12 protein-coding genes are annotated in these 24,601 nt (G+C 32.5%); 6 read left to right on the top strand and 6 right to left on the bottom strand.

Annotation, left to right across the window (positions count from 1 at the left end):
• Window positions 1–35: 35 nt before the first annotated feature.
• Genes AB2B44_RS02475 through AB2B44_RS02490 form a run of 4 tightly spaced genes read left to right on the top strand, consistent with a single transcriptional unit; the run spans window position 36 to window position 8,467 of the window.
• On the top strand, window positions 36–2,261 hold the full coding sequence (locus tag AB2B44_RS02475) for a beta-glucosidase (protein WP_369047966.1): 2,226 nt from the start codon (window positions 36–38) through the stop codon (window positions 2,259–2,261).
• Between the two features lie 8 nt (window positions 2,262–2,269).
• Window positions 2,270–3,820, top strand: a complete 1,551-nt coding sequence (locus AB2B44_RS02480) for an arylsulfatase (protein ID WP_369047967.1) — start codon at window positions 2,270–2,272, stop codon at window positions 3,818–3,820.
• Window positions 3,821–3,837: 17 nt separating this feature from the next.
• A complete protein-coding gene (locus AB2B44_RS02485) occupies window positions 3,838–6,975 on the top strand; it encodes a glycoside hydrolase family 2 TIM barrel-domain containing protein (RefSeq protein ID WP_369047968.1) in 3,138 nt (1,045 codons plus the stop codon).
• Between the two features lie 4 nt (window positions 6,976–6,979).
• Entirely contained in the window at window positions 6,980–8,467 is a 1,488-nt protein-coding gene (locus AB2B44_RS02490; protein ID WP_369047969.1) for a sulfatase, read from the top strand.
• 824 nt (window positions 8,468–9,291) lie between these two features.
• Here the strand turns inward: AB2B44_RS02490 and AB2B44_RS02495 are convergent.
• The 5 genes from AB2B44_RS02495 to AB2B44_RS02515 form a co-directional block, all read right to left on the bottom strand.
• The gene (locus AB2B44_RS02495) at window positions 9,292–11,478 is read right to left on the bottom strand and encodes a WD40/YVTN/BNR-like repeat-containing protein (RefSeq protein ID WP_369047970.1); all 2,187 of its coding nucleotides are present in this window, start codon (window positions 11,476–11,478) and stop codon (window positions 9,292–9,294) included.
• Between the two features lie 30 nt (window positions 11,479–11,508).
• A complete protein-coding gene (locus tag AB2B44_RS02500) occupies window positions 11,509–13,068 on the bottom strand; it encodes a RagB/SusD family nutrient uptake outer membrane protein (protein ID WP_369047964.1) in 1,560 nt (519 codons plus the stop codon).
• Window positions 13,069–13,086: 18 nt separating this feature from the next.
• Window positions 13,087–16,221: a SusC/RagA family TonB-linked outer membrane protein gene (locus AB2B44_RS02505; protein ID WP_369047965.1), complete on the bottom strand. Its 3,135-nt coding sequence runs from the start codon at window positions 16,219–16,221 to the stop codon at window positions 13,087–13,089.
• 382 nt (window positions 16,222–16,603) lie between these two features.
• Window positions 16,604–17,428, bottom strand: a complete 825-nt coding sequence (locus AB2B44_RS02510; protein WP_369047971.1) for a sialate O-acetylesterase — start codon at window positions 17,426–17,428, stop codon at window positions 16,604–16,606.
• Window positions 17,429–17,563: 135 nt separating this feature from the next.
• Window positions 17,564–18,523 carry a glycerophosphodiester phosphodiesterase family protein gene (locus AB2B44_RS02515; RefSeq protein WP_369047972.1) on the bottom strand — a complete coding sequence of 320 codons (960 nt, stop codon included), beginning with the start codon at window positions 18,521–18,523 and terminating at the stop codon, window positions 17,564–17,566.
• Window positions 18,524–18,684: 161 nt separating this feature from the next.
• Here AB2B44_RS02515 and AB2B44_RS02520 point away from each other — a divergent pair, with 161 nt between their 5' ends.
• The gene (locus tag AB2B44_RS02520) at window positions 18,685–22,680 is read left to right on the top strand and encodes a response regulator (protein WP_369047973.1); all 3,996 of its coding nucleotides are present in this window, start codon (window positions 18,685–18,687) and stop codon (window positions 22,678–22,680) included.
• Between the two features lie 37 nt (window positions 22,681–22,717).
• Here the strand turns inward: AB2B44_RS02520 and AB2B44_RS02525 are convergent, their stop codons facing one another.
• Window positions 22,718–23,083 carry an SPOR domain-containing protein gene (locus AB2B44_RS02525; RefSeq protein ID WP_369047974.1) on the bottom strand — a complete coding sequence of 122 codons (366 nt, stop codon included), beginning with the start codon at window positions 23,081–23,083 and terminating at the stop codon, window positions 22,718–22,720.
• 211 nt (window positions 23,084–23,294) lie between these two features.
• On the opposite strand from AB2B44_RS02525, the gene AB2B44_RS02530 reads away from it, so the two are divergent.
• Window positions 23,295–24,593, top strand: a complete 1,299-nt coding sequence (locus AB2B44_RS02530) for a c-type cytochrome (protein ID WP_369047975.1) — start codon at window positions 23,295–23,297, stop codon at window positions 24,591–24,593.
• Window positions 24,594–24,601: the final 8 nt, after the last annotated feature.

Raw genomic sequence — 24,601 nt, forward strand, 5'->3', positions numbered from 1 at the left:
TCCATTTATTCACTTATAAACCTAGCTTATAAATTATGATTAGTAAAAAACAAATACAGACATTTACAGTTAAAGCACTGTTTTTAGTAACTTTTAGTAACGTTATATATGGACAAAAAGTAAGTAACTACAACAAGTGTAATACTGATTTTAGCCCTATACATCTACACAACGATTCTATTGCAAACAATTCATATGCAGATACGACCTTAACATCAGAAGCTAGATCATGGGATGTTATTAAACGATTAAACATCGACGAAAAAATTAACCTTACTGGAGGGTGGAATGACTTTCTATTTCCTGCAGTTAAACGATTAGGGTTACCTCCTGTTTTCTTTGCCGACGCATCACAAGGGGTAAGAATAAGACCTGAAGACACTTGTAATATAGTCGAAAAAACAACAGCTTTCCCTGCTTCTATTGCTTTAGCAGCAACTTGGAATACCGATTTAGCCAATAAATATGCTAAAAATATTGCTGATGAATGTATTGCTTGGGGTGTTGGTATATTATTAGGTCCTGGTATAAATATGTATAGAAATTCTGAAGGAGGTAGAAGTTATGAGTATTATGGAGAAGACCCTTATTTAACTTCTCGCATTACCGTTTCATACATAAAAGGTATGGAAGGCAAAGGCGTTATTACTTGCCCAAAACATTTTATTGCTAACGACCAAGAGTTTGTTAGACATGTGGCAGATGTAAAAGTTTCTGAAAAAGCATTAAGAGAAATTTATTTACCTCCTTTTAAAGCGGCTATTAAAGAAGGTCATGCACTAGCAATAATGACAGGTAATAATTTTGTGAACGGATACCCTGGTGCTTCAAACAAACCGCTTACAAATGATATATTAAGAAAAGAATATGGCTTTAAAGGTGTTATAATGAGTGATTGGGCGTCAACACGATTTTGGCCAGATAGCTTAGACTTAGTTTTAGGTTCAGGACAAAGTTTACTTATGGCTAACAACAAACAATTTGCCGCATATATTAAAGAAAAGTTTAACAAGGCCAATCCAGCGTCAAAAGCGTATATAGAAAAACAGCTTGACACAATGGTGTTTCATAACCTTAATTCTTTTTTTAAATCGGGGGTCTATGACAGAGATTTAAAATCAATAGATTATGCATCATTATTAAAAAATCATAAAAAAACAGCATTAACAGCTGCTGAAGAAAGTATAACCTTATTAAAAAATAAAAATATACTGCCCATTAATAAAGATGTAAAACAAATTCTTGTTTTAGGTACTGATGAAGCACTAACCTCCTATACTGGAAACGGAAGTGGAAAAGTTTTAGGTTACGACGTTGTAACACCTTTACAAGGTTTAAAAGAAACTTTTGGAGAAAACAGAGTTAAAAGAGTAATTAAGCCAACAGAAGATGACATTAAAAATGCTTCTATAATACTTTATTTTGCTAATAAACCTGCTGGCGAAGGGTTTGATATTAAATACAACAGCCTCAATATAGCCGATAAGCTCTTAAAAATCTCAAAAATTAATCCGAACATTGTTGTCCTCTATTCAGGCGGTAATGGAATACCGATGCCTTGGATTAAAAATGTGAAAGGTCTTTTGTTTACCTATTTTCTAGGTCAAGAAGGTGGTCATGCAATAGCAAATGTTTTAAGTGGAAAAGTAAACCCTTCTGGAAAACTGCCCTTTACTATTGAAAAAGACTTTAAAGATAGTCCGGCATACAACTATAATGTTTTACCTGATGGCACAATTTACTGGGAAGGTAATAAACCAAATTCTGCTGAAATTTATGAGAAGTTTGGAAGAATAAAAATTCCATACAAAGAAGGTATTTATATTGGTTACAGATGGTATGATAAAAATAACATCAAAGTACGTTATCCTTTTGGCTATGGATTGTCTTATACAAATTTCAAAATTTCAAAGCCCAAAGCTAATCTTAATTCTAAAAAGTGGAATGGTAACACTAATTTAAAAATAGTAGCAAATGTGTCTAACACTGGAAAAGTTGAAGGTAAAGAAACCATTCAATTATACATACAACCGCTTAATAATAAAGGAAACAGAGCTATTAAAGAATTAAAAAGATTTAAAAAGATTAATCTTAAAAAAGGCACCTCAAAAGAAGTTTCCTTTACGCTTAACCCTCAAGATTTTTCTTATTGGAGCGAAAAAGAAGATCAATGGAAAATTGACCAAGGAAAATATAGAATTATGGTTGGAAGCTCTTCTCAAGAGTTAAAATGTATCGATATAACATATTCAATTAAATAAAAAATATTATGAACTTTAAATTATTTCTACTTATAGCACCTTTTGTGTTATTTTCATGTAAAAAAGAAGTAAAACAACCTGTTGAACAAACAACTACCACCCCAAATATTATCTACATACTAGCTGATGATTTAGGCTACAATCAAATTGGAGCATATGGTTCAACAAAAATAGAAACTCCAAATTTAGACCAAATGGCTAAAGATGGAATGGTGTTTTCTAACCATTATACAAGCGCACCTGTATGTGCACCTGACAGATGTATGCTTTTAACCGGGCTTAATGCCGGAAAAGCCTCTATTCGAGGAAATGATGAATGGGCTGAAAGAGGTGATGTTTGGAACTACGAAGCGGTAGAAAAAGACATAAATTTAGAAGGACAACGTCCTATGCCAGATAGTACATTTACTATTGCTAAAATGTTAAAAAACATAAATTATAAAACGGCTATTTTTGGCAAATGGGGCTTAGGAGGTCCTGGCTCAACATCAACTCCTAACAAAATGGGATTCGATTACTTTTATGGCTACAACTGTCAAAGACAAGCTCATAACTATTACCCATTACATTTATTTGAAAACGAAAAAAGAGTAGCTTTAAATAATGATACGATTTACCCTCATAAAGGGTGGCCTAAAGGGTTAGAACCTAATAACATAGACAATTACAAAAAATACACTCAAAAAGAATATGCCCCTGATTTAATTTATAATAAATTAGAAAGCTTTGTTGAAAAAAATCAAAAAAATCCTTTTTTCATTTATTGGGCTACACCAATACCTCATACTGCCCTACAAGCTCCTAAAAAATGGCTTGACTATTACCATAATAAATTTGGCGATGAAAAACCATATTATGGAAAAAAATATTTCCCTCAAGCATATCCACATGCTGCTTATGCAGCTATGGTATCTTATTTTGATGAAAATATAGGTAAACTTATTGATTTGTTAAAAAGAAAAGGAATTTATGATAACACATTAATTATTTTTACTAGCGACAACGGCCCTGCAGAAGCTGGAGGTACTGATACCGAATTTTTTAACGACACTAAACCTTTTCCTAATGCTGAAGGAAAAGGAAAAGGCTCTTTACACGAAGGAGGTATAAGAACCCCAATGATTGCTACTTGGAAAAACAAAATAAAACCAGGAAGCAGTTCTGACCATATCTCTGTACAATACGATGTAATGGCTACTTTAGGTCAATTGGTAGACTATAAAGATAAAATTTACACCGATGGCATTAGCTTTTTACCAACACTACTATCTAAAGGAAAACAAGACACCCATGAATTTATTTATTGGGAATTTCCTGGAAAAGGCGGTCAAGTGGCATTACGAATGGGTGCTTGGAAATTTATCATTGCAGACATACTATCTGAAAAACCTCTAGTTTACCAACTCTATAACCTTGATAACGACCCATCAGAAACAAAAAACGTGGCAAGTCAACATCCTGAAATAGTTGATAAAGCTATTCAAATTATAAAGCAAGAGCACAAAAAGCCTGCTAATGAAAAATTTGAGTTGCCCATTATAAATAAGTTACAGTCGTAAAAAACTTTTATTTTACCATGAAAAAAAATATATTCTATTTACTGTTAACATTACTTTTTCCCGCAGTACTTATTTCGCAATCACAAAATTGGGAAAACCCTTCAATAATTAAAATTAATAATTTACCTCCAAGAGCAACAAGTATATCTTTTTCTAATAAAAATAATGCATTACATGTAGATAAAAAATATTCATCAAGATACTTGACGTTAAATGGTAAATGGAATTTTAATTTTGCTGATGACACTTCTAAATTAAATGAAGATGACTACCAAAAAACTTTTGATTTTGACACATGGAAAACAATAGATGTGCCTTCAAATTGGGAGTTAAAAGGATATGGAATACCTATTTATACAAATATTAAATATCCTTTTCAACCAGCAATACCCCCATATATCAATATTCCTAACCCTATGGGGTTTTATGAAAGAGAAATTAATATTCCTGACAACTGGAAAGAGAAATCTATTATACTTCATTTTGGAGGGGTAAGTTCTGCTTTTTATCTATGGGTAAATGGTAAAAAAGTAGGGTATAACCAAGGAAGCAGACTCCCCTCCGAATATGATATTACTAAATTCTTAAAACTAGGTACAAATAAAATATCTGTAGCGGTATTACGATGGTGTGATGGTAGTTATATGGAAGACCAAGACCATTGGCGTTTAAGCGGAATTTACCGAGAGGTGTATTTAGAAGCTGTACCCCAAACCCATATTCAAGATTTTTTTGTACGCACAGAGTTAGACTCATTATATAAAGATGCTGATTTGCAAATTAGACCAAAATTAGCCACAAACAATATTAGTGACTTACAAAGTTGGATCCTTAGTGCCGAACTATATGACGATCAAGGCAATCAAGTTTTCAAAGAAAAACAAACAAAAGATGTTACTGCAATAGTTAACGAAAAATTTCCTCCTTTCGGCGATGTGGCCTTTCCTATTTTTGATATCAAAGTAGCTTCTCCAAAATTATGGAGTGCTGAAACACCTAACTTATACACCCTATTATTAGTTTTAAAAGATGCTAATAATAACACTGTTGAAGTAAGAAGTGCAAAAGTTGGTTTTAGAAAAATTGAATTAAAAAAAGGCAAACTTCTTGTTAACGGAACTTCTATAAAACTTTACGGGGTAAACCGTCATGAACATGATCCTATTACTGGAAAAACAATAAGCGAAGAAAAAATGATGAAAGACATACAGCTGTTAAAACAACTTAATTTTAATGCTGTTAGAACTTCGCATTACCCTAACGACCCGAGATGGTACGACCTTTGCGACAAGTTTGGTATCTATGTGCTAGACGAAGCTAATATAGAAACTCACGGTATAGGAAGCAAGCTAGCTAGTGAGGCTCGTTGGCTAAATACTTATATGCAGAGAATGGTAGGTATGGTTGAACGAGACAAAAATCATCCTTCAATTATAGGCTGGTCTTTAGGTAACGAATCTGGTATGGGAGCTGCTCATAGTGCTATGTCTGGATGGGTTAAATATTACGACCCAACAAGATTTATTCACTACGAAGGAGCACAAATAAAAGACAATCCTGACCCAAGTTTTGTAGATGTATACAGTAGAATGTACACTCCTATTGAAAAGGTTGTTAAAATAGACCAAACAAAAAAAGATGACCGCCCAATGTTATGGTGCGAATATGCCCATTCTATGGGAAATTCTACGGGTAACCTTAATGAGTTTTGGGAAGCCATAAGATCTAGTAAAAGTATAATAGGTGGTTTTATATGGGATTGGATAGATCAAGGAATCTTAAAAAAAGACAAGGCAAACAATAGCTATTATGCATACGGAGGCGACTTTGGTGATGTGATAAACTCTGGTGATTTTTGTATAAACGGAATTATAAATTCTGACCGAACACCACAACCAGCGGCATACGAATGTAAAAAGATTTTTCAACCTATTGAAACAACAGTTGTTGACTTAACCTCTAAAACATTTAAGGTTTCTAATAAGCATAACTTTATTAATCTTGACGAGTATTACTTACAATGGAAACTAGAAAGTAACGGAACCGTTATTAATTCAGGAAAAATTGAACAGTTAAATATCCCTGCAAAAAAATCAGCTAATATTAACATCCCTTATGGTGATATAAACGGGTATGATAATGTTTATTTAACGGTAAGCTACCGATTAAAAAATGACACCCCGTGGGCGCCAAAAGATTTAGAAATTGCTTTTAATCAATTTGAATTAAACCAGAGTTACAAAAACATTCCAAAAAAACTATTAACAACTAAATTACCCGAGTTAGAAAAAACAGAAAATAATACTCATATTATTTTTCATAACGATAAGGTAAAAATTGTATTTAATAAAGAAAATGGGTTTATAGAGCAATACGACATTGATGGTAATAAGCTTATTACAGCTGCTCTAAAACCTAACTTTTGGAGACCTTTAACCGATAATGACTTTAGAGGTGCTAAAGTTCAAGATCACCAACAAGTTTGGCAATATGCCTTTGATGATTTTAAATTAACCAAATGTAAGGTAAAAGAAAAATCAAATCATATTTTTGAAATAACTTCTGCTTACAACCTGCCAAAAATTTCATCAAAGTATACGCTTAAATACCTAATAAGTGATGGCGGAAAAATTACAGTAGAAGCATCTTTTATTCCAGGTAAAAATGCTGATTTACCAGAGCTTCCAAGATTTGGAATTCAAACCCGTATAAATAAATCGCTAGACAGTTTAAATTATTTTGGATTAGGGCCTAATGAAAATTATATAGACAGACGTAAAGGAGAACGTATGGGGCTATTTAACTATTCAATAAAAAACGATTATACCTACTACGTTAATCCACAAGAAAGCTCTAACAGAACCGGGGTTGTTTGGTTTACCTTAAAAGGAAATTCGAATTATGGTCTTACCATTTTAGGCAAACAAAACCTAAGCATAAGTGCGTGGCCATATACTATGGAAAATATAGGAAAAGCCATGCATACAAATGAATTAGTAGCCGACAAATACAATACATTAAATATTGACTTAATACAAATGGGTGTCGGTGGTGACGATTCATGGTCAATGAACGCAAAACCACATCCAAAATATCGTATTCCAGCGAAATCTTATCAATACAGCTTTACTATTATACCAAATATATACAACTAAAAAAATGATACGAATAAGCAAAAGATCAAAAGGTGTATTAGCTGTTACAAAAATGTTATTTGTTTTAACATTAGCAACAGCATGTAACACCAACAATATTAAAAAAGACACCTCAAGTAATAATTTAGATACTATTACAAAGCCTAATATTCTTTGGATTGTTGCTGATGATGTAGGAACCGATTTGCACTGTTATGGTAATAAATTAATACATACCCCTAACCTTGATTCACTAGCTTCAACAGGAATAAAATATACAAATATGTATACAACGGCATCGGTGTGTTCAGTTAGTAGAACAACATTAATAACAGGCACATATCCTGTTTCTATAAATGCCCATCAACATAGAACTCGATTTAAAGATAGTTTACCTAAAAATGTTAAAACACTTCCCGAACTATTTAAAAAGGCTGGTTATTTTGTTTCTAATTTTGGAAAAACCGACTATAATTTTATTCATGATAAAAACACGCTTTATGACGGTGAACATTGGAAAGAACGAAAAGGTTCTCAACCTTTCTTTGCTCAAGTACAAATTAAATTACCACATCGTCCTTTTTTAAAAGATAGTGAACACCCTATAAATCCAGACTTAGTAACTCCTCCTCCATATTATCCTAATCAAGCTATAACAAGAAAAGATTGGGCTATGTATTTAGAAACCATTCAAATAATGGATAAGCAAGTAGGTGATGTATTAAAAGAGTTGAAAAAAGATGGTTTAGATAAAAATACTATTGTTTTCTTTTTTGGCGATCAAGGTAGGCCCATGTTACGAGCTAAACAATATTTATACGATGCTGGCCTACATACACCTATGATTATTTCATTTCCAGACAGATTAAAATCGGGTACTATTAACAACAATCTTTTAAGCAATATTGATATTGCTAAAACAACTTTAATGCTAGCTGGAATAACCCCTCCTAGCAATATGAAAGGCATAAATTTTTTAAAAGAAAAAAGAAAATATATTTATGCTACAAGAGATAGAATGGATGAAACCGTAGATAGAATGAGAATGATACGAAGCGATCGGTTTAAATACATCAAAAATTACTATCCTGAGAGGCCATACACTCAATTTAATGCTTATAAAAAATTTAACTACCCTGTTTTAACACTTATGACTATAATGAATAAAAAAGGGTTATTAAATGGCGTTCAAGCCCAATTTATGGCACAATCTAAACCCAGTGAAGAACTTTATGACCTTGTTAACGATCCTTTTGAAATAAACAATTTAGCAAGCAACACGAAATATACCGAAATTAAACAAGAGCTTAAAACAAAGTTACTTGAATGGGTAAAAGAAAATGATTTTGGTAAATATCCTGAAAGTGAAAAAGAAATAGAATACGCAAAAAAAATGATGGCTAACGAATATAAAAAATGGATGGAAAAAGTTGGTCTTAACCCATCTATTAGTGATGCTGATTTTTTAAATTACTGGGAAAAGAAATTACAAATAAAACCAACGACGTTTTAAGGTTATTACTTCTCTTGTTTAAGAAGTTAAACATTAACCTTACCCTCCCTAAAATTAACGAATTTTGTTCTTTTGATTTCGCTTTTATTAAAATTTTAAAAGCTATATACTACTAAAAACGATAAAGGGTTTTACTTAATTAAGTAAAACCCTTTATAATTATAATTTGATTCGTGCCTTTGTAATTAATTATACTATAAGAATATTCTTTTTCTAATAACCTTAATTAAAATATGTTAAATCCAAAGTCTAACAATTAATTAATAAGGTTTTCCAGTTCCTTACAAAAACTAGATTATTAATTTAACGCATCGTAATTGTTTCCATAGCTATAATATATAACGCCAAACTTAACATTTACCTGCTCTAAACTAAAAAAACTATTTTTTCAGGATAGTTAATTGTAAAAAAGTTTATTTAAAAGTTCCAAATTAATTAATCTACTTTTATTACGTAATACTTACTTCTTATCTAAAACCTATTCAAAGTTATTTTACAATTTTATTCTTTATGTTCCATCTCAATGTAAATAGATTTTTTTCTAATAAATTATTATATCAATTGAAAAGAGATACTTATTACATAAATAGAACTCTTTTTAAAAATTACTTTACAATTTTCTTACCCTTAATTAGTCCACTAAAAAAGGATAGGCGGGTCTAATACCCGCCTATCCTTTTTTTGCACTTATCAGTTTAAATACTAAAGTTAAAAAAACCGCCTAAAATTACTCTTAGGCGATTCTTCCAATTCAAACTAACTCACAAAAAACTCACATTTATATATAAATACATATATATAATTCTTAAATATTGTTATATCGTTTATAGTCCTGCAGTAAATATCCCTTCTCCACTTGACCCAAGATATACACGACCAAAAGTTTGTCTGTCTGCTGCAATCATTCTTACTTTATTAAGATACTTTTCACCTTTATCTGCTCGAGTCCAAGTAGCTCCTAAATCCGTAGAAAGGTATAACCCTTGTACTCCCGATTTATCACCAAAACAATATGCAGTAGGAGTAGTAGAACCATCAACAGGTTTACCCCATGAAAAAGAAATTGCTTTCGTAAAGGCATCAACTTTTGTAAAGTTTTTACCACCATCAGATGTTTTGTAAAGACCTTCACCATAAAGGCTTACCCATACCTCATTTTTTAAACCAGGAGCTGCCGCTACGTTTAAAAATTTAGTTTGAGTAGGTATAGCTGTCGTATTTCTTTTAGCCCAAGTAGCCCCTCCATCAAAAGAAGCATAAAGATAACCTTGATCAAATAAGAAAAAGGTGTCACCATCAACGGTATCTGCAGTAAGAAGAAATGCTTTATTCCACACATCATTACTGGTTTTACGTGTAGTAGATCCTGTTGGTGCTCCACTAGCTTGTGACCAAGAAGCGCCTTTATTTGTTGAATAGTATACACTTCCTGTAGCGCCACCTGCTATATATACCATTTTATTGGCATCAGTTGAAGATATAGCCACACGTCCTAAGGTTGAACCAGGAACAGAACGTACAGTCCATGTATCACCAGAATCAGCCGACACTAACAACTTAGTTGTACCTGCACCATTATTACTATCAGCACCTAGATAAGCGATATTATTAGGTTGTGACTCACAATACGCAATATCAAAACCTTCATGCATATTATATAATTGTTTTTCTGGATAATCGGTTACTGAAGTATGTTTAAAACCAAAAACATCAGCTACACCACTATATACTTTTGCTCCTGAAGGCGGACATTTAACAGTTAAGGTAACAACCTCTTCGTGTCCTTTTTCTTTTGTATAAAAATCAATTGGGTTAGCCCAAAAATTAGGAGCATTCCAAATACCAAACCAATCAGTAAAATATAAATTTCCTGGTTTTTGTGGATCAAATGCAAAAGCCGCTGTTGCTGCTGAGAACCAATTGTTTGGCCACCATGGAACTTCTCTATGTTGTACAACAGGTACAGCTCCTGTATCTATAGTCTCCCAAGAGCTTCCACCATTAGAAGAACGATAAATTTTTTGACCCATTTTTTTAATAAATTGGGTTGTAACCATATGTGACGTATTACCTGGCTCAATAGCAATGTCTCCATAATTTAATTTTACGCCATTAGGGGTAAGATCTGTCCAAGCGCCATCGCCGTATTTAGCAATACCTTGTGAATGAGTTACATAAAGTTTATCTTGAAAAGCTAAACAATTTGGCGCTTCAGGAGCTCCTGCCATTAAAGCAAAGGTATCACCGCCATTTGAACTACGGTATAATCCCTTACCAGTAACAGCTACATATACTTTTTTAGATCGTCCATTAGCTTGAACGTTTGGGTTTATAACAACTGATCGTATTTCTTTAGTTGGCACACCTAGCATAGCACTCCATGTGTTACCTCCATTAAGAGATCGAAGCACCCCACTATTTACAGTTCCTGCATAAATAACATCACTGTTGTTTGGATCAACGGCTATAGGCTCTCCAAACCATCTAAGTGAAGCGTTTGAGTTATAGGCTACAGATTTTAACAACTGCCAAGTAACCCCTTTATCATTTGAACGATAGATTCCTCCATTAAGAGCTGCATACACTCTATTCGGATTGTTTTTATCCAATGCTAAACCAGCCGCTCCTTTATTATCGCCTATGTTTCTAAGCATCGGAATCCATTCCGATTTTGAAGCATCCCATCGGTAAGCCCCACCAACATCTGTACGAATATACTTTACATCAGGGGCTGTTGGGTGTATAACAATACCCGTAACATAGCCTCCACCACCAACAGCAAGGTTACCCCATTGGTAAGAACTATTATAATCAGGTGTAGGGGTAGTGGTTGTTTCGCTTCCGCTACTAGGTATACTATCTGTTGTTCCAGATTCAGATCCTCCGCCATTTTCAGGTTGTTGTACCACTACATTGTCTATACAAGCAACAAAGACAAGTAAAAACACACTCATAAGAGTCAAGAAATACAAAATTCTTTTTGTGTAAGAGTTATTTTTACCATGTTTCATAATCATAAAATTTAGTTAATAATTAATTGTTTACCATTCTGGGTGCTGAACTAATGCTTTGTTAACATCTAGCTCAGACTGAGGTATTGGCCAAACATTGTGTTTGGGCTCTATAAAATTACGTTTCTGTAAGGCGCTATTGTTGGCCCACTCATGCTCATTAAACCAATCTGAACGCTCTTTTAACATACCCCATCTTTTTAAATCAATATATCTTCTTCCTTCAAAAGCAGTTTCTACTCTTCTTTCATGTTTTATTATATCCATTAAATCCGTTTGTGATAAGCCTGTACCTTCTACATCTTCTACTTTTGGCATATTTACTCGCTCTCGTATTTTATCGATTAAACCTAATACTTCTGACTCACTATAATTACCCGACTGAACCAAGGCCTCTGCTCTATCTAATATTACATGTGCTAAGCGGAAAACATAAAAGTCTTGGTCGGCATCGTTTTGATCTAACGTTGGATTTGAGGTGTCTACCCATTTACGTAACGCATAACCTGTTAAGCGTAATTGTGAGTTGGGAACTGTCGATCCTTGCCATTGTGAGCCTTTACTTATTAAGGTAGCATCAAAACGTGGGTCTCTATTCTCGGTCTCTAAACTAGCATTAAACTCTAGTGATTCTGATGGTGATAATCCATCATTTAAATAAAAATCATCAGCTAAGTTTTTCAATGGATGACAGTTATCAGGTACTCTAGATTTTTTAAACCACCCAAAACCTGATCCGTGACCGCCCATTCCACGTTTGAAACAAACTGAAAAAATAACCTCACTACATTGCTCATTTGCCACTGAAAATAAGGTTGCATAGTCTGGAAATAATTGATAATAATTTAAATCCAAAACTTTTTTCGCATAAATAGCTGCGTCTGTATATTGTTTATCGTTTAAATAAATGTCGGCTAATAATGCATAACCTGCTCCACGTGTTGCTCTACCCCACTCTGATGATGATAAATCTTGTGGTAATGGTAAATTTTCTACTGCCGACTTTAAGTCTTCAGTTATAAAAGAAATTATTTCGCTATGGTTTGTTACCGGAACCTCCGCCTCTGATAATGTAAGACTCTTGGTTATTAAAGGCACATCTCTAAACAAAATAGCTAACTTGTTATAATACAATGCTCTTAAAAATTTAGCCTCTGCTACATAACGTGCTTTTGCTGAAGAAGAAACTTCACTCTCTTCTACATTGCCTATATTGTCTATTAAACGATTACAGCGTGTAATCCCTTTATAACTATCATCCCAAACGCCATTAACCATCGCATCTGAAGGAGTATAATCGCCTCGAGCTATCGCTGCGCCTGGTTTATAGTCCCAAGTCATATAGCCGTTATCACAAGCATAGTCAAGACCTGGAAAACCACTTGGACCTGCATGCTTACTGTTATATAAATTACGACTCTCTAAAACAGCATAACATCCTGTTAATGCTAATTTTATATCTTTATCTGTTTTCCAAAAAGTCGCGTCTGAAACCGAATTGGGGGAAACAGTGTTCAAAAATTCATCTGAACAACCTGATATAGATAATACCAGTGCTGTTACTATTATTAAATATTGTAGTTTTTTCATCTTGTTAAGATTTGTTGTTTAAAATGTAATGTTTACGCCTAATGCAATCGTTTTTGCTTGTGGATAAACCCGGTTTCGCTCATCTGAAACTATCTTCTCTGGGTCATAATCTACAAGGTCGGTAAACGATAAAAGATTGGTGCCTGATAAATAAAGGCGAAGTTTACTTATAGACATTCTTGTGGTAACTTCTTGTGGTAAAGTATACCCTAACTCAACATTTTTAAGTCTTAAGTATGAGGCATCTTTTACCCATAAAGTAGAGTTCTTATTATTGTTGTTCTCATTTCCAAATCTTGGGTAATCGGCATTAGGATTATCTGGAGTCCAATAATTTAAAACAGCCGTAGTAAAGTTTCCTGCTGCCTCATTATTGTACCAAAAATATCGATCTACACCTTGAACGCCCTGGAAAAAACAGTAAGCATCAAAACCTTTATAGTTACCACCAAAGTTAAATGAATAGGTGAATTTTGGATATGGATTACCTATAATTGTACGGTCATAGTTCTCATCAATCTTTCCATCTGGAACGCCATCTGGACCACTGATATCTTTATATTTTACATCTCCTGGAGCTACGGCGTTAAATTGTGTTGGTGAATTATCAATCTCTTCTTGTGATTGAAAATACCCCTCAGCTACTAATCCATAATAAGCGTTTATAGGATGCCCTTCTAAGTTAATATTTCTTCCACCGTTAGATATCCATGATGAAATCCCTGAGATATCTACAATCTTGTTCTTTACTGTTGAAAAGTTTCCGCCTATGAAATAGTTAAAGTCATTTATGTTGTTTCTATACTTAGCATCTACTTCAAATCCTCGGTTATTTACCTCAGCTATATTTTGATATGGTGGATTTAATCCTCCTAAGGTATTTGGTATTGGTAATTTTACTAATACATCGCTTGAGGTTTTGTCGAACCAATCAACTACAAATTGTAACTTGTTGTTAAATAGGTTAAAATCTAATCCAAAATCGGTAATAGTGGTGGTTTCCCATTTTATCTTGTCGTTTGCTAAACTTGTTAAAGCAGCTCCGGCTGCAAGATCATCGCCAATTATATAGTTTTGACCTAGGTTAATGTTTTGAACATAGGCATAATTACCGATCTCTTGGTTTCCTAATTGACCCCAACTTCCTCTTAACTTAAGAAAAGATAAAAAGTCTGAGTCTTTTAAGAAATTTTCATCACTTATAATCCAAGCTCCTGAAAAGGATGGAAACAATCCATATCGGCTAGATTTTGGCATACGTGATGAACCATCGTATCGTAAATTAAACTCAAAAAGATATTTCTCTGAAAAATTATAGTTTAATCGTCCAAAAAACGATTGTAAGGATACTTCATTGGCATTTCCTGAAACATCTTTCTCATTTACTCCTGCTCCTAAAACATGTATCTCATCATTAGGAAGATCTTTTACTGATGCCCACATATAATCGTATCGATAAAATTGAGCAGATTGACCTAATAACGCTGAAAAAGCGTGCTTGCCTAAATCAAATTTATACGTAAATATGTTTTCTATTTGATATTGTGTACCTGTTGAACTGTTTTGTGCTAAAGCATTTTGTGAGTTCTCTGATAAAATGTTCCCATCTGGATAGTAGAACTTCTCTGTGGGCGTGAATTTTAACTTATTACTTGAATTGTAAACGCCTGAAAGATTCATGCGGTAGTTAAAATTTTTGAAAAATTTAATGTCTGAAAATAGTTTTCCTTGAAAGAAATATTTGTTCGTATAATTCTCTCCTAATTGTGCCATATAAACTGGATTAGGATATCCTATCTTAGTTTGATCAAAAACACCATCAATTGTACCCCAATATCCATTGGTATATTTTACAGGTACTAACGGACTTGTACTTCTACGCATTACATAAAAAATAGAACTATTCCCGCCTGATTCATTGGCTGAAGCTAAAGGCTCATCTATTCTACGGGCATATCCCGATAAATCTAATCCTATTTTAACACTGTTTGAAATATCGGTGTCTATATTTGACCGAAAACTATAGCGCTTGGTTGCTGTATTTAATAATACCCCTGATTGATCAAAGTATTCTCCTGAAACTAAATATCTTGTGTTTTTTGATCCTCCATCTATAGATAAATAGGTCGTACTCATTGGGGCTACTCTAAACATTTCTTCTACCCAATCTGTATTTGCAAAATGATCTGGGTCGGAACCGTCCTTCATTTTTTGAATCATATCATCTGTATAAAGAACATCTTGACCTTTAACTAAACGACTTTCATTTATTATCTTCGCATAATCCCAACTATCTACCATATCTGGTAATGAAACTGCTTTTTGAACAGCATAGTTTTGCTTTAAGGTAAGCGTTGGCTTTTTTGTGGTTCCGCGCTTTGTCGTAACTAAAATTACTCCATTGGCCGCTCTTACACCATAAATAGCCGCTGATGCTGCATCTTTTAATACACTTACACTCTTTATATCTGCCGCGGGTATTTGTGATAATGAACTTGGTACCCCATCTACTAATACTAACGGATTTTTTCCTGAGTTAAAAGTACCCTCTCCTCGAATTCTAATCTGTGGATTGTCATTACCTGGTTGTGTGTTGAAATTACTAACAGTTACCCCTGTCATTTGACCCTGTAACAACGTTGCCGTATTAGAGGCTGGACTTGACTCTAACTTCTGAAAACTAATCGAAGAAGTCGCACCTGTAAGATTCGCTTTCTTTACCGAACCATAGCCTACCACTACTACTTCATCTAATGAGGTCGCCTCTTCTTCCATAACAACATTAAGACTAGATTTTCCACTTACTGATTGACGAACCTTTTTAAAGCCCATAAATGAAAATTCTAAAACGGCTTGCCGTGAACTAACCTTAATCGAATAGTTCCCGTCAAAATCGGTCACAACTCCATTATTCGTGCCTACTTCTAATACATTAACCCCCGGTAAAGGCTCTCCTTTCGAATCCGTTACGTTACCTGTAACCTGAAAACTTTGGTTACTAATAGTCCCCTCTCCTGTAGTAGAAGGATCATTGAATCCTTTAACAGAAATAGACCAAATCAAAAAAAACAGTGATATAACATACACTACCTTTTTTCGTAAATAACTATGAGTAAATAACTCTAAGTTTGTTTTTTTAATAAAAAGTTCCATAAATAATAATTGATTTGAGTTTTGTTTTGTGCTTCCCTTAAGCTTCTTAATTGAAAATTTAATATCCGTTATTTTATAAAGAAAACTCCAACAGCTTTTGTTGGTTTACAAAACTCATAATTTTATGTTAAAAATTTAAGGGGGTAATAATCAAATTTGAGGTCAAATAGGTCAAACCAAGCAAACACATGAAAAACATTAGTGTTTACGGCTTTTGTAAAGGGTTTTTAAATATTTGTTTAAGTCATTAAATATATACAAAAGACCTCTTATACCCCCCGCTCTTCTGTAACATTAATAAAAAAAATATCGAGGCTATCCCCTCGATATTTAAAAAACTAGACTCATTCGTCAGAACACTACTATAAATCTTATATCTAAATTAATTATACCCTTTTTTCTTATCCAATATATAAAGAGCTTTTGCAAACTTTTCTCCCAAATCAATATAGCCATTACTATCGTAATGCCATGGATCAGAATATTTGTAATATCTCATATCTCTTATAATTGCCGCATTCTTATCTGTTTTCACATATTTTTCTTGTGCATACTGCACTAATTCACCATAATTCCATACTTTCCCATCTTTTTGCTTCTTATCATTCCACGAATCTGAAATTTTACCTATAACAACAGGCAAATCATCTCTACGGAAACTAGCTCTTATCAAATCCATCATTCTTTTTAAGCTAAAGTAATAACGTTTAGCAATTTCTTCGGTGTAAGCGGCATCGCTTTCTCCTTGCATCCATACAATTCCATAAGGAATCAAACAATCCTCTTTTCCATCACCGTTAATATCATTAACACTAAAAGCTCCTTTAATTGTATTTAAGAAATGGTCGTATTGATTAAGACCATTTACCCCTTTATAGTCTGGTTCCCATGAACCAAATCGACTAGCAGCAAGACTATCAATTGAGGTTCCTCCTCGCGAATACTTTATTATTGCAATTTTTTCATTTGGATAAAATTCTTCTAGCGTTTTTGCAAACGATAATTCGACCCCAAATTCATTAGAGAGCTTGTTGCTTTTTCCATCCGAAGAAAAGCCATCTCCATGACCTGGTTGCAAAACACTCCAAACCCTCAATCCACCATTTTCTTTTTCGTCTGGAGCAGGATTTCCGTGATATATCCATACATTTTTGAACTTCTTTTTTAAAGAATTAGGCAAATCAGAATTATACCCATGTCCATCCATATTTGACTGCCCCCCCTAAAAAGAAAACCCTTATCGTGTCTTTTTCTATTTGCTGACAAAATCCAATCGATGAAAATACACTTAAAATTATCACTGCTAATAATCGCTTCATTAATTTCCGTATAAAATTTAGTGTTACTTATTTTTTAATGAGTTAATAAATTCTTGATACTCTTTCTTGTTTCTTTGATTCATATACTTTCCTGCTAAAATTCCTAAATTAGCTTCTATTATATCTGCTCCAGTCTGCAAAATACTTTCATATCCTTGATTTAATTTATCAATATCATTGTCTTTTGTATATTGTACATCAACAGTTCTAGAGCTACCAACAATACACAACACATCTTTTGTGTGTAAGTAATTAATTACACTATCATCTTCAGGTTTTTGATGTGTTATAAATGCTATTACATTTTTCCACGGAACACCTGTTTTTTCAAACTCTTTAGCCTTTTCTAATGTAGGAATAAACACTTCCATCATAATGGTAGGATCTAAATCATAACACAATTTTGCATCTTTATAATTATATACCATTAATATGGTACTCGATTGCCCTTTATTTCTCTGAATTTCTTTAACCCGTTGTTCTGTTGGCACATCTTTCATATCCAAAATCAAAAATGTTTTTCCTTTAGCCCAATTAATAATATCAGCCAATTTTGGCACTTTAAACTCTGTAACGTTTCCTTCAAGGTCTTTTAATTTATATTGGGTTATTTCTTTGTAAGTATGTTCTAATACTTTTCCGCTTCCAGTAGTTGTTCTATTTAATGATGCATCATGCATTAAAACGATAACACTATCTTTGGTATAATGAGGATCTATTTCAAGCAACGAAAAGGTGTGTTTTAAGGTGTTTTGAAAAGTTTCTAAGCAATTTTCTGGAAAAAATTTAGTTGCTCCACCTCGATGCGAACTAACAAGAGGAGGAAGGTTTTTAGAATATCTAAGAACTGATTGCGGTGTAAATACTACATTTTTTTTTGCCTTAGCTACGCTATATATTTCTGTATTAGATTTATTTCGTTTACACTGAGTTGTCATGACCGCTATAAAAAGCAGTAATAACCAAGATAATTGTTTTTTCATGTTGTAAATATCACAATAATGTTTAGGTGAAAATAGGGTCATTTAGTTCAAAAATCAGGATATATACATCAAAATCTATAAAAAACAAAAGTTGGTCTATAACTTATGTTACTTATTTTGTTTATCTTACTTATTTTTGTTACTTAACAATGTTAAAATTTATGAGGGCATCAAAAAATAGATTATACATTTTTTTTCTATTAATCTACTACATAGGTCTTGGTCAAAATAATAATTCTAAATATTTAATCAATTATATTTCAACCAAAGAAGGACTTCCTCACAACTACGTAAGTCAAGTTGTAAGTGATTCGTTAAACATGAAATGGATTGCCTCAGAAAATGGGTTAATAAAATATGACGGTAATGATTTTACTGTAATTAAGCCAAGTGCTAAATACCCTGGCATTAAAAATGAAAATATTGAAACTTTATTTCTTGACAAAAAGAACAATTTGTGGATTGGCACTAAAAGCGGAGGGCTTTCTCGTTTAGACATAAAACATAATAAACTTGAGAATTTCAATGATATACTCTTAAAAAACCAAACACTAAAAGTACGTGCAATAATAGAAGACAGTAAAGGATATATCTGGGTAGGCACTAACGATAGCGGACTTTTTATAATAAACCCAAAAACTAGAGAATTAGTAAAATATTTCCCGTTTAAAAGTGTACTTAGCCTTTACAGGGATAGCCACAATAATATTTGGGTTGCTAATGAAAACATATTAAAAAAATATAACCCTTCTGAAAACACTTTTACCAATTACAACGTCGGTGAGAATATAATTAGCATAAGAGATTTAGTTGAAGACACTTCGCGAAATTGTCTTTGGATTGCCACAGCTACTAAAAAATTTCATAATAATATGCTCTTAAAAAAGTTTGACTTTAAAACACAAACTATTCAATCTATAAAAACAAACATATCTACCTATTTTTTCTCAAGTTTTTATTTAGATGAATCAAATAGGTTATGGATAGGTACATGGGGGCAAGGGCTATACAGAAGCAACAAAAACCTATCTGCTTTTAAACAAGTAAAATTAGTATACGCCAATAATAGTAAAAAAACGGATAATTATAATATTATTCTAGATATTCATGAAGATCAAAATAAGGTACTTTGGATATCGTGTGATTTTGGGGGCATTGTAAAACTCACAAAGGGAAAAGGATTCATGAATCTTAGCAAAGAAATTAATGATAATGCACTTGAACAAAATTTAATAACAGAAGCTATTTATAAAGATCAAGATATAGCTTTGTTGGGAACCTTAAGAAATGGATTGTTTTTAGGTAAAAATTTTAAGAATTTAAAGCAAAGCGATAAAATTAAAATCGGAAAAATATCATCCATATTTAAATACAAAGATTATTTTTTTATAGGCGCTATGTCTAGCTTATATATTCTTAATCGAAGTGGAAAAATTATTGCCTCACTCCCAGAAATACCTAAAGCCACTTGTTATTTTTTAAAAAATGATAATGAAATATGGGTAGGTACTCAGCAAAAAGGATTAGTAAGATTAAACATTAGCTCAATAACACAACCTACTATTGTAAAACAATATGTATATGGTAGCTCAAATAATATTGGAAGTAATAGAATTACAGGTATTGTACAAGACACTAATAAAAATATTTGGATAGGTTCCTATAGCGGCATTCAACTCTACAACCCTGATTCAGATAATTTTATCCGACAAAACCAACTTACCAAAGAAAACCTCCCCGCTATTGTAAACGCTATTCTTATATACCAAAAACACATTTGGTTATGTACCCCTGGCGGATTATACAAATTACATACTGATAATAACGTTTTAAAAATTGATCAAAAAATTTCTGCAAAAGACGGCTTAACTAACGATTTTATATGTGCGGCAACTTCGTCTGAAAATCACTTGTGGTTTACCACGCTTACAAACCTTGTTAAATATGATTTCAAAAATAATTCATTCTCTGAATATGGATCAAGCGAAGGTGTTTATATATCGCAATTTAACATCAGAAGTATTTTTAAAGATACTAAAAATATAATTTATGTTGGAGGAACGGATAATCTAATCTATTTTAACCCTCATAATATTAGCGATGAAAAACCCCTAAATAGAGAAATTGTACTAACACATTTAAGAATCGATAATACCACTGTTACCCCTAACGACACTATTTATGGCAAACAAATTATTGATAAAGACTTTAGTTATGTAAAAAAATTAAAACTCCCATCGAAGGTAAAGTCTTTTTCTATAGGGTTTATTAATAATGATTTTGGCAAAGGAGTATCTCCTTTATACAAATACAAATTAGTAGGATATCATAATGAATGGGTATATACTAAATCACAAAACGAAGTTAACTTTGTTGGACTATCTCCTGGAAAGTACGAATTACTTTTAAGCTCTTCTAACGATTCTAAACATTGGACTAATCCTAAAAAAATTGACATACAAATACAATATGCTGCACTACTTAACCCCCTTGCCTATATTATATATGCCATTATATTACTAACACTTATTAGCTGGATTTTTCATATAATCTTAAAACAATCTAAATTAAAAACTCAACTAAAAAGAGACCAAGAGTTAAGTGAAGCTAAATTTACTTTTTTCACCAACATATCTCACGAGTTCAAAACCCCATTAACCCTTATATTAGCTCCTCTTAAAGACCTTATGGCTTACGAAAATAATACCCCTGAGGCTTATGAAAAATTAATATCAATCGATAAAAATGCAACGCGCTTATTAAGACTTATTAATCAATTGTTGGATTTTAGAAAAGCTGGTCACGGATTATTAAAATTAAGGGTTAGCAAAGGCAATATAGTTAGATTTACCAATGAAGTCTATTTATATTTTAAAGAACAAGCTGAATTAAAAAATATAACCTATACGTTTATTGAAAAAAAAGAACACATTTCACTATTATTTGACAGACATAAAATGGAAATTGTGCTTAGCAACCTATTATCAAATGCCTTTAAATATACCAATAAAGGAGGTAAAATAACTTTAAAAATAAATGCTGATGATGAATATTGCACTATTAAATTAACCGATTCAGGCATCGGCATGTCTAAAGACTCTATTAACAAAATATTTGATCACTATTTTCAAATTGAAGATTTAAAATCTTATGATAATATGGGAACCGGCATTGGGTTAACCTTTTCAAAAAAGATAATTGAGTTACATCACGGATTAATTGAAGTAGAAAGCAAACCAAACAAAGGCAGTGTATTTACTATAAAATTACCCTTAGAAACTAATCTATATAAAAGTGAAGAAAAAGATAATAAATATAAAAACAGTGACAAAATAGAAAATTATGAAAAACTTCCAGAACCAGGCAGCTTAAAAATAAACAATAAAGAAAATACCGTTCTTGTAGTTGATGATAATGACGAAATAAGAGATTATCTAAAAAAACTATTAAATGTTGATTACAATATTTTAGAAGCCGAAAACGGTCTTGAAGCATTATCTGTAGCCAAAAATAAAAAATGCGACTTAATTTTATGTGATGTTATGATGCCTAAAATGGACGGGCTAACAGCTTGTAAAGAATTAAAATCAAATATCGGCACCTCTCACATACCTATAATCTTACTCACTGCACGTTCAGCTAATGTATATGAAATAAAAGGCTTAAATATTGGTGCCGACGATTTTATTTCTAAGCCATTTGATCCATATGTTGTAAAAGCGAGAATTGCAAGCGCCCTAAAAAACAGAGCTAAGCTTAGAGATTATTTTTTAAATAAAATTAGGTTTGAACCTACTGTAATTGAAGACGAACAAAATGATACTGAAAGTATATTTTTACAAAAAGTAATTAATGCTATCGAAGATAATTTGTTAAATGATGATTTTGGCATAGACAGTTTAACTGATATTTGTTTTATGAGCCAATCTACCTTATACAGAAAAATTAAATCTTTAACAGGGCTTTCTTTAACTGGTTTTATTCGTTCTATAAAACTTAAAAAAGCAGCTGAAATGATTCTTACAGAAGATATTAGTCTGTCTGAAATATCAACAGCAACAGGTTTTAATGACTATAAGTACTTTAGGGTTTCTTTTATTAAACAATTTGGATGCCTCCCGTCGAAATACAAAGAAAAAATAAAAGCAGAAGGATAATTTGCAGAAACATTGCGTAAAAAAAACAATAAAATCTTTAAAGCGGAATTACAATTGCACCATAAAATTTCTCTTTAATTTTATTCAAAGCTCTATCTGCTTCTAGTCGGTTTTTATAGTTTCCAACCTGAATTTTCCATTCAGGTGAATCGTATATTAACTTGGTATAAACGCCAGGAAATTGAGTTTCAAAATCTGCTTTTACACTTCTTGCTTTTTTTTCTAGGCCATTGTACAGTTGGATTCGATAACCCAACCCATTATTTTTATTAAAAATTCTTTTTTTAATCAATAATGAATCAACACCCCTGTCAGTACTATAACTGTATTGAGCGCTTACTGTGCCTATCCCTGAAAAAAATAGCACAAAAAAAATGAGTATAAAACCTTTATTTCTCAACATAAAAATATTTTTACTGCAAAAATAACGACTTCTATCCGGATAGATTGTAAACCTGGTTTATTTAGAATCGATATAAATTGAGTTTAACATTATTTTAGCTTTTTTAGATTTGGAGATAAATGGTACTTTTGTCGAATTATTTGACATAGGTACTCTCACCTTATATCAATAAAAATCGTACCAAATAGATACAAAATTTATATTTTATAGTATGAAAAGTGTGGAACAACACAATCGATTAACCAAATTATTCTTTAAAAGTCTTACTTTTCTTTTAATTCTACTTCTTAGTTTTTCTACACAAGCACAAGATGCTGTAGATATGACTCGCCAAAAAGAAGGTAAAAAATTATTTAAATCTTTATGTTCTTCGTGCCATAAGTTAGATAAAAAACTAGTAGGACCTGCTTTAGGTAAAATTCAAGACACCAAAGAATTATCATGGTTAAAACTTTGGATCAAAGATAACGCAGCATTAAGAGCTTCAGGAGATGCTGATGCAAATGCGATATTTGAAGAGTTCAACGGTGCTCCAATGAGTACTTTTCCTCAATTAACAGATAAAAATATTGAGGATATTTTATATTACACCAGCGTTGGAGATGTAAAAACAGCTGCAGCCGCAGATAATAATGCAAGTGCAGCAAAAGTTGCAACGGCACAAGCACCTGGATGGTTAATATACATTTTGGCAGCAGCTATTATCGTTGCATTTTTAATTATTGCTAGTTTACTAAAAACAATTAGCGAACTAAAAGGAGCTCCTAAATCACCTGGCTTAAAAGGTAATTTACAAGAGCTATGGACAGGTATTAAACAAAACACTTTTTTAAAGGTTTTATGCACCATATTTTTATTGCTAATTGCTGCTTACGTAGGTTTTGGTACTTTGTTTAAAGTTGGTGTAGACCAAAAATACCAACCTATTCAGCCTATAGCTTTTTCACATAAAATTCATGCTGGAGACAACAAAATAGATTGTCAATACTGTCACTCATCGGCTAAACATAGTAAAACCTCAGGTATACCACCAACAAATATTTGTATGAACTGTCATAAAAATATCTCAGAAGTTGCGGAAGATACTAAGGTTGAAATTAACGGAAAAGTACTAGGCAAACCTGAATTAGATAAAGAAATTGCTAAAGTATATGATGCTGTTGGGTGGGATGCTGAAAACCTAACCTATACTGGTAAAACAAAACCTATTAAATGGATACGCGTACACAACTTACAAGATTTTGTGTATTACAATCACTCTCAACACGTAACCGTAGCAGGTATTAAATGTCAAAAATGTCATGGGCCTGTAGAGGAAATGGACGAAGTTTATCAGTTTTCTCCTTTAACAATGGGTTGGTGTATTAATTGTCACAAAACAACCAATGTTGATTTAAAAGGAAATGCCTATTATGCTAAAATTCATGACGAATTAGCGAAAAAATACGGCGTTAAACAAGTTACCATTGCCGAGTTAGGAGGTAAAGAGTGTGGTAAATGTCACTATTAATTTAAAAA

The sequence above is a fragment of the Tenacibaculum sp. UWU-22 genome, from assembly GCF_041021355.1.
Classification (GTDB): domain Bacteria; phylum Bacteroidota; class Bacteroidia; order Flavobacteriales; family Flavobacteriaceae; genus Polaribacter.